This window comes from Anaerobiospirillum thomasii (assembly GCF_900445255.1).
Lineage (GTDB): Bacteria > Pseudomonadota > Gammaproteobacteria > Enterobacterales > Succinivibrionaceae > Anaerobiospirillum_A > Anaerobiospirillum_A thomasii.
Genome location: NZ_UAPU01000007.1, coordinates 398,644 through 411,666 on the forward strand (window position 1 = coordinate 398,644; position 13,023 = coordinate 411,666).

General features: G+C 37.9%; 12 protein-coding genes and 1 CRISPR repeat array. Of the genes, 2 read left to right on the top strand and 10 right to left on the bottom strand.

Going from position 1 to position 13,023, the window contains the following annotated elements; translation table 11 throughout:
* Positions 1-4: 4 nt before the first annotated feature.
* The 9 genes from alsK to DRZ93_RS09080 form a co-directional block, all read right to left on the bottom strand.
* The gene (gene alsK / locus DRZ93_RS09040; RefSeq protein WP_172458162.1) at positions 5-922 is read right to left on the bottom strand and encodes an allose kinase; all 918 of its coding nucleotides are present in this window, start codon (positions 920-922) and stop codon (positions 5-7) included.
* A gap of 2 nt (positions 923-924) precedes the next feature.
* Positions 925-1,608: a D-allulose 6-phosphate 3-epimerase gene (alsE, locus tag DRZ93_RS09045; RefSeq protein WP_113746400.1), complete on the bottom strand. Its 684-nt coding sequence runs from the start codon at positions 1,606-1,608 to the stop codon at positions 925-927.
* 15 nt (positions 1,609-1,623) lie between these two features.
* The gene (gene alsC / locus DRZ93_RS09050) at positions 1,624-2,601 is read right to left on the bottom strand and encodes a D-allose ABC transporter permease (protein WP_113746401.1); all 978 of its coding nucleotides are present in this window, start codon (positions 2,599-2,601) and stop codon (positions 1,624-1,626) included.
* 9 nt (positions 2,602-2,610) lie between these two features.
* Complete coding sequence (locus DRZ93_RS09055) at positions 2,611-4,131, bottom strand: sugar ABC transporter ATP-binding protein (RefSeq protein ID WP_113746402.1); 1,521 nt, start codon at positions 4,129-4,131, stop codon at positions 2,611-2,613.
* A gap of 73 nt (positions 4,132-4,204) precedes the next feature.
* Positions 4,205-5,143: a D-allose transporter substrate-binding protein gene (gene alsB / locus DRZ93_RS09060; protein WP_113746403.1), complete on the bottom strand. Its 939-nt coding sequence runs from the start codon at positions 5,141-5,143 to the stop codon at positions 4,205-4,207.
* 533 nt (positions 5,144-5,676) lie between these two features.
* Positions 5,677-5,925 carry a hypothetical protein gene (locus tag DRZ93_RS09065; protein WP_113745863.1) on the bottom strand — a complete coding sequence of 83 codons (249 nt, stop codon included), beginning with the start codon at positions 5,923-5,925 and terminating at the stop codon, positions 5,677-5,679.
* Between the two features lie 9 nt (positions 5,926-5,934).
* Positions 5,935-6,690: an ATP-binding protein gene (locus DRZ93_RS09070; protein WP_113745864.1), complete on the bottom strand. Its 756-nt coding sequence runs from the start codon at positions 6,688-6,690 to the stop codon at positions 5,935-5,937.
* Positions 6,690-8,423, bottom strand: coding sequence for a Mu transposase domain-containing protein (locus tag DRZ93_RS09075; RefSeq protein WP_113746020.1), 1,734 nt, complete (start codon positions 8,421-8,423; stop codon positions 6,690-6,692). Before DRZ93_RS09075 ends, DRZ93_RS09070 begins: the two co-directional genes overlap by 1 nt.
* Positions 8,424-8,497: 74 nt before the next feature.
* Complete coding sequence (locus tag DRZ93_RS09080) at positions 8,498-9,118, bottom strand: hypothetical protein (RefSeq protein ID WP_113745870.1); 621 nt, start codon at positions 9,116-9,118, stop codon at positions 8,498-8,500.
* A gap of 624 nt (positions 9,119-9,742) precedes the next feature.
* Between DRZ93_RS09080 and DRZ93_RS09085 the strand changes: the two genes are divergently transcribed.
* Positions 9,743-10,093: a ferrochelatase gene (locus tag DRZ93_RS09085; RefSeq protein WP_146741111.1), complete on the top strand. Its 351-nt coding sequence runs from the start codon at positions 9,743-9,745 to the stop codon at positions 10,091-10,093.
* 4 nt (positions 10,094-10,097) lie between these two features.
* On the opposite strand, the gene truB is transcribed toward DRZ93_RS09085, so the two are convergent.
* Positions 10,098-11,054: a tRNA pseudouridine(55) synthase TruB gene (gene truB, locus DRZ93_RS09090; RefSeq protein ID WP_146741112.1), complete on the bottom strand. Its 957-nt coding sequence runs from the start codon at positions 11,052-11,054 to the stop codon at positions 10,098-10,100.
* Between the two features lie 169 nt (positions 11,055-11,223).
* Positions 11,224-11,808: direct repeats of the CRISPR family, unit length 25 nt; unit sequence CCTCATCAATCCTATCAATAATGAG.
* A gap of 110 nt (positions 11,809-11,918) precedes the next feature.
* Here truB and DRZ93_RS09095 point away from each other — a divergent pair.
* Positions 11,919-12,965, top strand: coding sequence for a CRISPR-associated endonuclease Cas1 (locus tag DRZ93_RS09095; protein ID WP_172458164.1), 1,047 nt, complete (start codon positions 11,919-11,921; stop codon positions 12,963-12,965).
* The last annotated feature ends 58 nt before the right edge of the window (positions 12,966-13,023 follow it).

Here is a 13,023-nt window from a genome sequence, read left to right on the forward strand (position 1 = left end):
TCTCCTACAAATAACTACTGTCATTAATACGTTTAAAGGCATAAATACCTGCGCCCTGAACTCCAGACTCTGGATTATCTTCTACATAGACAATACTTATGCTGCCCTCTTCACAAGGTTTTCTTGCATATTTATATATGTACTTTTCAAAGCGTTCTTTTGGGAAATTGGCCATCTGAATGACGCCGCCTCCAAAAAGACATAGTTCAGGATCTATTATCACTATTTCATTGCATACAGTAGCTGCAAGATCATCAATATACTTATCAATAACCTCAGTATCAGCATGCATAGTAAATATGTCATCAATAAGAGTATCTTTAAAATACTCCCTTTGAATACGGGCCAGAGCAAGACCACCTGACAGAAGCTCGACACAGCCTTTACCGCCACAGCCACACTGTCCGTCAAAACCGATAACGTGGGTGTGTCCAAGCTCGGCAGCCTTACCATTCTTACCAATCAACAGTCTGTTATTGATCATAATGGTATTGCCAATTCCGGTTCCTATATAAAAACCACATACGGAGCTAGGAGTTGGATTTAACTCAAGATTATTTAAATCAGACAGAAGTAAATAATTTACGTCTCTGTTGATATAGGTCCTTAGACCTAATTTATTCTCTATAAAATCAACCACATCCAAATTCTGCAAAGAAGCTATATTTGGAGTGGAGATTACTTTACGTCTTGGCGCATCAATAGTTGATGGAAAGCCGATAGATACAGCAGACAGCTTGATACTGTGCTTTTCTTCAAATTCAGTGATTAAAGAACAAAGTCTATCAAGTGGGGCTTCTGTATCTAATATCGGCTGAGACTTGGTCTTTTCAAAAAAGTGAACCTTGAAAGTCTCATCAACAGCACCCATACGGATATGGGTGCCACCGATATCAATGCCAAGTATATATTGGCTGCTCAATTTTATACCTCTTGACCTGTTAACTCTTTAAAGTCATGGCGTAACTGCTCAAAAGCAGTATGTATATTCTTATCTCTGTTAAACAAACCAGAAGAGCCAAGAATAAAAATATCTGCGCCTGCTTCATGTAACTGCTTAAAGGTTTTGTTATTGCAGCTTCCATCAATCTGAATTTTAAAGTTAAGATTGAGCTCTTCACGCATCTTGACCAAAGCTTTGATTTTATCAAGCATCTCAGGAATGAAAGGTTGTCCGGCAAAACCAACATCAACAGTCATGATGGTTACCATAGAAAGTCTGTTGATATAATGTTTGATTACATCAATTGGTGTTGCAGGATTTAACACTATACCTGCCTGACAGCCAAAGTCTCTGATACGATTGATAGTTCTAAAAGCATCAGTGTTGATTGTCTCAGCATGAGGACAGATAGTTGTAACACCTGCCTTGGCCAGAGGCTCAATCCAGTCATTAGGATGTACAGTCATAAGATGAACATCCATTGGCTTTTTAGAAACCTTGGTGATGGCTGCTATAAGATCAGGTGACATTGTAATATTTTTACAAAAGTGACCATCCATTAAGTCAGCATGATAGTAATCAGTCTCATCATTAAGGGCTAAAATCTGTTCTTCAATGTGCAGATAATCCATGCACATAAGACTTACTGAAAATTCTGAACTCATATTTTTTTTCCTTTTTTATTTAATACCTACTTTAGAGCTGGCGCCGAAATATCTATCTAGAGTTACTGCTACGATAATCAATGATCCCATAGCAATCTGCTGATAGAAAGAGCTTACACCTGCCATGTTAAGACCATTGTTAATAACACCGATAATAAGACCACCGACTACAACCTTAGGAATAAAGCCAATACCACCAAAGAAGCTGGTACCACCAATTACTGCTGCGGCAATAGCAAATGTCTCATAGCCTGTACCGGCATTTGGCTCTGCGGCACCTAGTCTAGCCACGTTGACAAGACCAGCAAGGCCAGCACACACACCTGAAATCATGAAGGCAATTAAAACATGACGCTTTACATTAATACCTGCATACCATGCTGACTGAGGGTTACCGCCGATGGCATACAGATTTCTGCCAAACTGTGTCTTCATTGTGATAAAGAACAGAATACCAGCTGTTGCCAGAGATATTACTATTGGCATTGGCAGAACATCAAAGAGTTTGCCGCCAACCAGTCTTGTAAACTCAGGAGGAATACCTGAAACTGTTCTTGAATTTGCTACAATCATGGTTACACCTCTGAATATAGAGAGTGTACCAATTGTAATAATAAATGGGTGAAGACCTGTTTTATTTACTAAAAAGCCGTTTATAAAACCGATACTGGCACCTAAAAGTATTGTACCTATGAGTACAGCTAGCCATGGATTTACACCAAGCTGCATGAGTTTGGCTGTACATACGCCAGTCAGGGCCATTACAGAGCCAACTGACAGGTCAATACCAGCAAGCAGAATTGCAAAAAACTCACCACAGCCAATTAAAATATTAATTGAGCTCTGCTCGATAATCTTAATAAAGTTATTGGTTGTCATAAAAGCCTGCGGCTGCAGAGCTGAGAACACAATAACCAGCAGAAACAGAATAGATACAGTGCTGTATTTATCCCAGTAGTAGCTAAAATCTTTTTTCTTTAAATTCTTGTCCATGATCTTTTCCTATGAGCCAATGGTTGCTGCTTTAATTAGTTTTTCTTCTGTTGCCTCTGATGAATCAAATGTTGCAGTTATTGATCCTTCTTTCATTACAATTATTCTGTCGCAGATAGACAGAAGTTCTGGAAGTTCAGAGGATACCACAATTACGCCTATACCCTTTTCTGTAAGTTTGCGCATAATCTTGTATATTTCTGACTTAGTGCCAATATCAATACCTTTTGTTGGCTCATCAAAAATAACTAATTTAACATCAGATGACAGCCATTTTGCCAAAATGCACTTCTGCTGATTACCACCAGAGAGTTCTGTAATATTCTGATCAGGACCTACACACTTAATCTGTAGATCTCCTATCATCTTATTTGCAACTTTAACCTCGTCACTGTCATCTACAAGACCCCACACTCCACCAAGGCTGGCTTTTTGCAGCTGTCTTGAAAGAATAATATTGCGGCTGATACTGAAGTTTTTGAAAAATCCTGTTTCACGTCTGTTTTCAGTTACAAGACCAATACCTTCACGTAAACCATCAAAAGGAGTATCAATACTAAGTTTTTTATTACATAAAATTACTTCGCCACTGCTTTTTGGTGCAGCACCGTAAATAGCGCACATTGTTTCAGTACGGCCGGCACCAACGAGGCCAGAAAAACCTAATATTTCTCCCTTAAAGAGGTCGAAACTTACATCTTTTACTGTATTGTCCTTTCTTGAAAGATGTTTAACCTCAAGAATCTTTTCACTGGTAATACCTGACTTATCTTCAGGAATATAGCTTTCTTTTAGCTCACGACCTACCATCATTGTAATTAACTGATCAATGGTAACGTCTTTAATATCCATGGTACCTACAGATGTGCCATCTTTAAGCACTGTGATACGGTCGCCTATTTCTTTTAACTCGCGCAGTCTGTGACTGATATAAACAATACCTTTGCCAGCTGCCTTTAATTTTTTAACAATTTCAAAAAGTTTACCTACTTCCTCTTCGGTCAAAGATGAAGTTGGCTCGTCCATTACAATAACCTGAGCATTAAAGGCCACAGCCTTAACAATCTCAAGCATCTGCTTTTCAGAAATACTTAATCTTGATGTTGGTGTAGTAGGATCTGCTGAAAGATTTATTGAGTCCATTAAGGCTTTTGTTCTTTCAGACATCATTTTGTTATCGGTAACTTTCAGACCCATAATTTTTTTCATAGGGATGCGGCCTAAAAAAATATTTTCTTCAATGCTTAACTCATTAATAACACTAAGCTCTTGATAGATAATACTTATTCCTGATGCCTGAGCTAACTCAGGAGTCAGTCTGCTAAAAGGCATGCCCTGAATAATAATCTTTCCTGAGTCTGGAGTATAAGCGCCACTTAAAATCTTCATAAGTGTTGATTTTCCGGCACCATTCTCACCTAAAAGAACATGTACCTCTCCTGGTCTAATATCAAAAGAGATGTCCTTAAGAGCAGGAACTCCATTAAAACTCTTGTGGATGTGTTGCATTTCAACAAGAGGAGATACCATAGCTTTTCCTTACATATATACTTGGCAAATATTCTTAAAAGCCATGCACTTTTAGTGCATGGCCCAAACCAAACTAGTCTTTTACAACTAACTCAGCCTTAATCATCTCCTGCTTTGGAGTCTCTGGCATAGCTTTGGCGTTTACAGCCTCTATTAAGAGCTGAACACCACGTGCGCCAATCTCATCTGGTCTTTGACGTACAGTTGCGCCAAGCTCACCATTCTTAACTGACTCTACAGCATCTGAGTTACCATCGGTACCAACAACTATAACCTTCTTGCCTGAAGCATTTACAGCTGCCAGAGCACCCATGGCCATAGTGTCATTACATGCATAAATACCCTTGAGATCTGGATATTTGTTTAAGTAGTTAGTAGCAATGTCGTAGGCACGAGTTCTATCCCAATCAGCTGGCTGGCTTTCAACCAACTCAATTCCTGGAGCTGCAGCTTTAAATGCATCTGTAGCGCCCTGTCTACGATCCTCTCCTGACTTAGTGCCGGCCTTGCCTTCAATAATGGCTACTTTACCTTTACCGCCAATCTGATCAATGATGTACTGAGCACCCATTCTGCCTACATCCTGATTGTCGGTAGCTACTAAAGCATAAACCTTGCCGCCAAGAGCGTTCAGGCCATCAAGATTTACGATTTCATCAATGTTAACAACAGGAATATTTCTGCTGGTGGCCTCTGCAATTGCTGGGTTTAAGTTGTCTGGAGAAATAGGAGCAAAAGCAATACCCTTATAGCCCTTGTTTACAGCATTCTCCATCAGAGTAGTCTGACCTTCAACGTCATCTTCGGTATTTGCGGCATATACGTCAACCTTAATACCCTGCTTCTCAGCTTCTTTCTCTACACCGTCTTTCATTGTCTGCCAGAACTCAGATGAGAGAACTTTCAGTACAACTGCATACTCAGCGTCAGCTGCTGTTGCTGTGCTTACACTGCCAAGAGAAAGAACTGATGCTGCCAATAAAGAGACAACGAACTTTGCACCTTTTTTCATATTGTCAATGCTCTGCTAGTTTGTCATTAAAATTGCTCATAATTATGTCCTTATTTAATGGCTTTTCTGCTATTTTATTGTTGACACTGGAAAATCCGGTCTAAAATCTCATCTGATCCGGTAGTGCCTCAGTATTAGATCTTGAAAACGGACGACACCAATTCCTATTAAATCTCATCTGATCTTGAGCTAAAATTTGTCCTAAACTCTAGCAGTAGTTCCTGCCTACTTTTGTTCAATACTGTTTTTATACATCTGATCCTGACCTAAATCAGTATTTCCGCTCTTCTTACACATGATCTTTTGTCTATTAAATCCTTCTGGTAATCATGCCATCTTTAAAGGCATCGTCAGATCCTGAGGGTTATCAGAAGTTCCTATTGCACCAAAACAGTACTTCCGTTACATCATCTATTGATCTTGTATAGCACGTCAGATCTTTAGGCAGTTACTCTGTAAACTGACGCCATAAATATAGCTTTTATATAGGCTTATTAGAGATAAAACCCTGACACTAGGCCAGGGTTTTTGTGTTATAAAATGATATCGATTTTAACAACTCTGCCAAGATGAAGTTGCGGCCTCATTGGTTTACCTCCTAGAAACCATTCATGGCTGTTTAAATTAAAATCGACCATATGGGAGATCCATTTTGATTTGCCATGTCTATCCTTTTTTTTCAGATAGATGGTATCTCCTATATTTATTTCATAGTCATCAATATAAAGACAGTTACTGTCATTATTAAATGCAAGACGGCCTAATATTTTTAACTTATACACGACAAGCTCCTAGACAAAGTCATATGGCAGAAGTGTAATATCCTGTACACACTGATTAATGCGCCTAGTTACAGCATCTGTTATGGCTGCATCAATATTTACAAACCTTTTAGCCATACCTACAGATGTAAGCTGTGTTGCTATCAGTGTAGACGCAGTATTAATACGATCATTTAAAATATCATTAAGATATTTAGCATACCTGGCTTCATAAAAGTCGGTCAAAAATAAATCATCTATTATCAGCAGGTGCACCTTTTTAAGCTTTTCTCTGAATTTAAGTCTTTGCTCTACGTTAAATATAGAGAATTGCTCTAGGAGATCATTGGCTATTGTATATTGTACACTCATGCCTCTGAGGCAAGCTCTTCTACCGATATTGCATATGAGCTCTGTCTTACCTGTTCCAGATGCTCCTCGTACTATGACATTTTGTTTTTTAACTACAAAACTCAGCGAGGCAAGCTCTGCCATAGTTGTATTACTAAGCCCTCTCTTTTCACTCCTTAAAATAAAATCTAAATCTTGATTTCCTCTGAGTTTACTGCGCTTTAACAGCGTCTGACCTTTAACCTCATTAGCATAATCAATATGCTCTTGAAGCGCCATCAGCAGTCTTTCATTAAATGTCAAACCGCTAAATATGTCTGGCGTTGTAAACTGGCGATGAAAGGCCAGAGCAAGGCCTTTTAAACGAATGTCTTTAAAAGCTTTTATTATACGGCTTTCATCTTCAGTTAGAGTGTAAGTTTGTTCATTTGACATTATTTATTCTCCTGTGCTTTACCCAATTTTCTGGCCATAGCCACATCTCTAGAGTTGCGCAGAACACCATCGTCATCAACACTAAATGTTAAATTACCTTGCTCACTGGCTTTGTCAGATCTGGGCTCATTGATGACGGGATCTTCTGCAGTACAGGCTATATCGGCAATATCATCCTCACGCGGTTTTAAAGACTCTGATACCATCTGCTTATAAATTTGGACTAAATTTGTTATGTTTCTAACAGCTGGTTCCATCTGCATTATTTTCATGAATGTCTTATCAGCAAGCTCTGTGTTGGCAGATCCTTTATAGAAATTAATGGCCGCAACACATGCTTTGAGGGCATGTCCGTTTTTTTGCTTATTTTTCCATGAACAGTATGAGTGCAGATTTTTACTGAGATTAAAAGCTTCATCCAGCGCCTGTTCAATCTTTAAATACTTCCTTTCATCTTGAACGGCCTTGTGGTTCTCAGGCATATGTGCTCTAATCGTATTGACGCTGTTATTTTGTGCAAAATTAATAGGATGCGTGGCAATAAGGCGATCATCGCATGATATTGTTAATATATTTTCATACACTCTGACTGTTACCACCTGACCTATATAGGTATATGGGACAGAATATTTATTTGTACCAAATGTTATATGGTAGTTACGAGGCACTTTGAGGATATAGATATGGGCAAATTGAGGTATGGTAGAGATCATGGCGCGGGCTTTAGGTTTTTCACAATGCTCAAACAGATAGGCTCTGTTTTGCTCTAAATCTCCACGCAGCTGGGCCTGATTAATACGCTTTTCAATCAGATCCTGTAATAGGTGGTTATGTTCCTCCAGTGATCTTGGTGTGTCACTGTCATAATTGTTGATAACACGTTCAGTTATTAACCTTACAGCGTATTCAACCCTGGATTTATGAGTTGGCGCACGTGGTGATGTTGGATGTACAAATACATCAAAACGCGACATAAAGTCTTCAAATGATTTATTTATGATAGGCTCTGATATAATAGAGTGATCTTCTACCCATGCTTTGGCATTGTCAGGTATTATTTCCTGGGGTAGACAGTTAAAGTGCTTAAATGCAGCGCTTATAGCTATGCATGTAGCCTCTGTGGTCTGTCTTTCTACGAATCTTGCAAAAACGTAACAACTGGCAGACCACACAATTACAAATACATTAAAATCTGTCTTAACGCCTCCAGGAAGTGTCAGAGCACACTTTTTTCCGGCAAAATCAATTTCGCAGCTTAGTCCATATGTCTTGTCCATGATAAATACTGGATCAGCCGTTTTTGCAAAAAGCTCATCTTCTGCCTTTTTTAAATAATGATAAAACTGACTGCGAGATAAGTAGTGCCATTTATTGGCAATACAGTTTTCCATGTAATTAAAATAATAAAATTGCTTGCTCATATGCCTTTCCAGGCGGTCTACAGCCATCTCCAAAAAATCTGGCATAAACTCTGAGCGGGAGACATGCTCCTCCTGAGTACCATTATCTGTACCTGATGCCAGATAGCATATATCTACAAGTTGCTGATTACTAAGAAGCTCAAGAGAGTATCGGGAGCAGATGTCTGCTTTAAACAGCCTCTCTTTTATGTGCGATACAGTAAAACGGGAGACACCAACTCTAGCTCCAATCTGGGTATTATTCAGCCCTCCAAGAATAAGCTTGGCTATGTCTTTGAGCTTGTCTGCGCTCAAATGCTGTCTTTTTGTCATTAAAAGTTCCTTAAAAAAATATGACAAACCCCATGTTTGTCTTCAACAAAGGGTATTTTAAGGACTTTTAAAAATTAGTCGTTATTTGCTGTACGAAAGCGCATAAGTATGGCATTTTGTATATTTTCACTATTATGGAGCAACAGGCAGAACCTAGGGGCCGTCAGGCATGAAACCGTAATATCAAAAAATTTAAATACTCTATGCTTGAGAGAGTTAAACTGTTTTATATGATATTTCCATCTTTGTATCAGCTTTAATACTTTCTTACATTCTTGTTTAAATAGACTGAGATCACCGCAGCGAGCTTCTAAATCTTTATTTTGTACATTTTCTGATTCTGCTGCTATATAGTCTTCAATAACTTGTTTTAAATGACTTTGGCCAGGCTCAAAAATATCTGGCTGTACAAGATGGTAACGTGACACCTTATGCTTCTTGCAAGCACCACAATTACAATCTTTGTTTTCGCAAAACATCTGAGGAATAAGCACTGTAATTTTCACTCCATAGATCAGGCGTTTGGCCTTGCTAATATAAGCTTTAAATTTGAGTTTCTTATTACAGAGTGGACAGATTAAATATTGAAAAGCATCTTTATGTAAAAGCAATCTTATAGGCTTTGAAAGGCCATTATTGATGGCTTCATTGAGCTCATCAATATTAGAAAATAAATTTTGTGTTAAAATAAACATTCAAGTAGTGTGAGCTCTTTATTCTTGGCGGAAGTGAGCTCACCTCTCCTTCTAATATCCTAGCAAAACAACTTTTTAGTTGATTCTAACAATGTTCAATAGTTTACATAAAGTAGCCATAAAAAGAGCTGCGTTGTAGACGAGTGCATTAAAATAATGCAATAAGATCTGATGTATATGCTTAAGAATAAAGGTTTGCATAACATAAGATATGTGCAAAAGGCAGAACTGCGATTACAAGATCAGGCGAGAAGATTAGGAATTCAAGAGCAAATTTAGGAATGATATAAAACGTCCCGGATCTATAGTTAAAACCAAGATTTAAAGATTAAAGATCAGATTCATTGATTGATATATATAGGATTTGGTGTTGGTTATTAATAAGATCAACCGAGATTGAAACCCGGAAATTTCAGGTCTTGAGCCTCTTAAATTAGTTAATTCTGAGTTTTATATAAAAAAGGCTCTAAAACTCCATCCTTCCGAAAATCTCATTTCTCAAGACAGACTTGCTTCGCTTCAGCTGGCACTAGCATAGAAAAAATTGGGGTGTGTTGTTTGAGTGAAGAAAAAAAATAAAATTCACTCAAACACTGATGCGTATGGGCTTTCTCTAAAAACAAAGTGCTAAACGCAGGTACTACACAGTCAGTGTGCAAAGCTCTTATGCTCAATCCTGATAAGATAAGTCATACCTATCAGTCACCAGCAGGTTTAAGGCAGGCCTGGCTTGGCCCTTTTTTAGATGAGAGACTAATTGAACTTGCCAAAGATGGCATTAAACATGTAACTGTAATTGCTCCCACCTTCAGCATTGACTGTCTTGAGACTTTATATGAGATAAAGATTGAAAATCAAAAACGCTTTATTGAACATGGCGGGGATAGGCTTGAGTATATTGCTGCCTTAAATGACAGCAATGATCACGCAGATTTGATTTTACATCTGCTGCAAAAGTACACAGAGCAGATGTAAGGTTTTAAAAATCCAGATTTGACATCATACGGCGTGGAATTAACATACCCTTTTTAAAATAGCCAACACCCAGGAAGCGGCCGTTGCAGCGTATCTGCACATTCTCCTCCTCTTTTGCTATAAGAGCCTTGTCAAAATCACAGCCATCAAAATCCCTGCCCTGTCTTACACCGTGGGTTAAAGGTTCGGCCATAGCATATGGCAGATTTACCACTGGCAGCGATGCCACACACAGCTCAAGAGGCAACAGCAACTCATCAAGCTTTGAAAAATCATCAATATCGGATCTGCTGTCTTTAATAGCCTGCAGATCATCAATGCTGTATAAAGGCCCCTCTGGCAGACCCTCCACACCAGAGCGGCGCAGATAGCTGACATAGGCACCACAGCCTAAAGCCTCACCTATATCCTGAATCAGTGTTCTTATATAGGTACCCTTGGAGCATGTCACCTCAACAGTAAAGGTATCAGCCTTTATATCCAAAACCTTTATATCAAAGATAGTGACCTGTCTTTTAGGTATTTCAACCTCAACTCCGGCTCTTGCATATTTATATAAAGCCTTGCCGTTGATCTTGATGGCACTGTAGATTGGCGGTACCTGTGTTATAGTGCCTTTAAACTGCTCTATAACTTCATAAAGGCGATCCATGGCATTGCCCACATCGCGCTTTATGACAACATCACCTTCTCTGTCACCAGAGGTTGTGGTTATGCCAAGGGTGCCAGTGGCAATATATTTTTTATTGCCATCTAAAAAAAAGCATGAAAACTTGGCTGCCTCTCCAAAGCAGATAGGCAAAAGACCGCAGGCGGCCGGATCAAGCGATCCTGTATGACCAGCCTTTTGTGCTGCCATTATGGCTCTTGTAATAACCAGTGCCTGTGAAGATGACATATCCTCTTTTTTATCAAGAAGTAAGATACCACTTATATCGCGTCTTTTCTTTTTAACTCGCATTTTAAAAACAATATAATTCAAAGAAACATTAAAATTATGTCAGGATCTGACATAATTGTATCATCAACTCTAGTTTGCTTTAAAAACTTTAGAGCTTATAAAAATTTTATCTCTAGACAGCGATAAGAGCATTATTATATTTAACATGTCATTTTGTCGTGAAAACATACCTCATCAATCCGATCAATAATGAGTTTAGGTTAGTGCAATCTTACCTCATCAATCCTATCAATAATGAGTTAGCTTAGACAGCTCTACCTCATCAATCCTATCAATAATGAGTTGTATTGAAGGCTTTTACCTCATCAATCCTATCAATAATGAGTAGCCACGAGCAACTATTCCTCATCAATCCTATCAATAATGAGAATGTATTTAAATAGGTACCTCATCAATCCTATCAATAATGAGTTGGTTTAAGCGTTTTGGCCTCATCAATCCTATCAATAATGAGTAACACCCATAACAGACACCTCATCAATCCTATCAATAATGAGCTGATGATGCATTGCTATCCTCATCAATCCTATCAATAATGAGTTCAATAAATTTCACGGTCCTCATCAATCCTATCAATAATGAGAAAAGTGAAAGTTTTTTGCCTCATCAATCCTATCAATAATGAGAGGGCTGTTTTTGCCGTACCTCATCAATCCTATCAATAATGAGTTCATTCGTTTTGACATCCTCATCAATCCTATCAATAATGAGAGCTTACCAAGTTATCAGCCTCATCAATCCTATCAATAATGAGCATAGCATATAAATTAATCAAAAAATCAAACACATATCAAAAAATAAATGATTAAAACTAATATAATAATTACAGTAATTATCATATAAAAAATAAAGTTGAGCATGATTATGGACATAAAACCTTTAAAAATCAACGAGCAACAACATGATGATTTTATATGGACTTGGAAAAACAACAGCAAAAGCTCTAAAGTCAGTCTTTGGCTTCCATACTTTTCTGAAGTCTCCAGAGTTAAAAAGACCTCCAGATGGATTATTAAATACAATGGAGGAGAAATAGAAGCCGATCTTGCCAAGGTTGATTTTTTATTGTTTTATGGAGCAACTGGTTCGCTACCTCTAGAGTTTTTAGATGAGCTTTCAAAATATAGTATTATTTTTATAATTCATAGACGTAATATAATAAAACCATATATTTTTATACCATCTAATCTCAGCGATACTAATGATATTTTAAGTAATCAGATATTGTACAGAAGCAATGAAATAAAAAGGTGTTATATTGCAAGAACAATAATTCATCAAAAGTTAAATTCAATGAACAGATGCTGTACTATGTACGTCACATACTACGATGAATTAGGCAAGACTCGAAATATAGACGCAATTAGAGCTGTAGAAGCTAAAGCTACAGCACGATTCTGGAAATACTGGTATAAAGGATTGCAACTTGAAACATCAAGAAGATCTGAAAGTCCAATTAATATTACTCTTGATGCAGGTTCAAAGTTTATATATGGAATATTGCTAAGATGGATATTATTTCATAAACTGTCTCCATGTCACGGTTATCTGCATGTTACAACAGATTATCCAAGTCTGGTTTACGATCTCATTGAGCCTTATCGCTACATAATTGAGGAATCAGTAGTGAAAGCCTACAATGAGTTGGATGGATCTTTAAATACAAAAGATCTTACATCTTATACACTTAATAACATAAAAGATTATCTTGAAGAAATTATTTATGTTCCGGCAACCAGGCAGTATACAAGAAGAAAAAATCTTCTGCACGGAGTTGTTCTTGCATTAAGAGCATATCTTTCCGGGGACAGCCTTCGTTTTATTATACCTACAGAAGGTGTAAAGAAAGGAGGAAGACCTGTCAATATAGGATTTAAACTACCAGGAGAGGTAAAGAAACAAGCATTATAGTGGGATAGTTTTGATAGGCACTGCTATCCCAACAGCGCCCTTATGAGCGAGGTACGGA

Excerpts from the sequence above, each read along its gene's own strand:
- alsE (WP_113746400.1), bottom strand. The coding sequence starts at position 1,608 with ATGAGTTCAGAATTTTCAGTAAGTCTTATGTGCATGGATTATCTGCAC.
- DRZ93_RS09095 (WP_172458164.1), top strand. The coding sequence starts at position 11,919 with ATGGACATAAAACCTTTAAAAATCAACGAGCAACAACATGATGATTTT.
- DRZ93_RS09080 (WP_113745870.1), bottom strand. The coding sequence starts at position 9,118 with ATGTTTATTTTAACACAAAATTTATTTTCTAATATTGATGAGCTCAAT.
- alsC (WP_113746401.1), bottom strand. The coding sequence starts at position 2,601 with ATGGACAAGAATTTAAAGAAAAAAGATTTTAGCTACTACTGGGATAAA.
- DRZ93_RS09075 (WP_113746020.1), bottom strand. The coding sequence starts at position 8,423 with ATGACAAAAAGACAGCATTTGAGCGCAGACAAGCTCAAAGACATAGCC.
- truB (WP_146741112.1), bottom strand. The coding sequence starts at position 11,054 with ATGCGAGTTAAAAAGAAAAGACGCGATATAAGTGGTATCTTACTTCTT.
- DRZ93_RS09070 (WP_113745864.1), bottom strand. The coding sequence starts at position 6,690 with ATGTCAAATGAACAAACTTACACTCTAACTGAAGATGAAAGCCGTATA.
- alsB (WP_113746403.1), bottom strand. The coding sequence starts at position 5,143 with ATGAAAAAAGGTGCAAAGTTCGTTGTCTCTTTATTGGCAGCATCAGTT.
- DRZ93_RS09055 (WP_113746402.1), bottom strand. The coding sequence starts at position 4,131 with ATGGTATCTCCTCTTGTTGAAATGCAACACATCCACAAGAGTTTTAAT.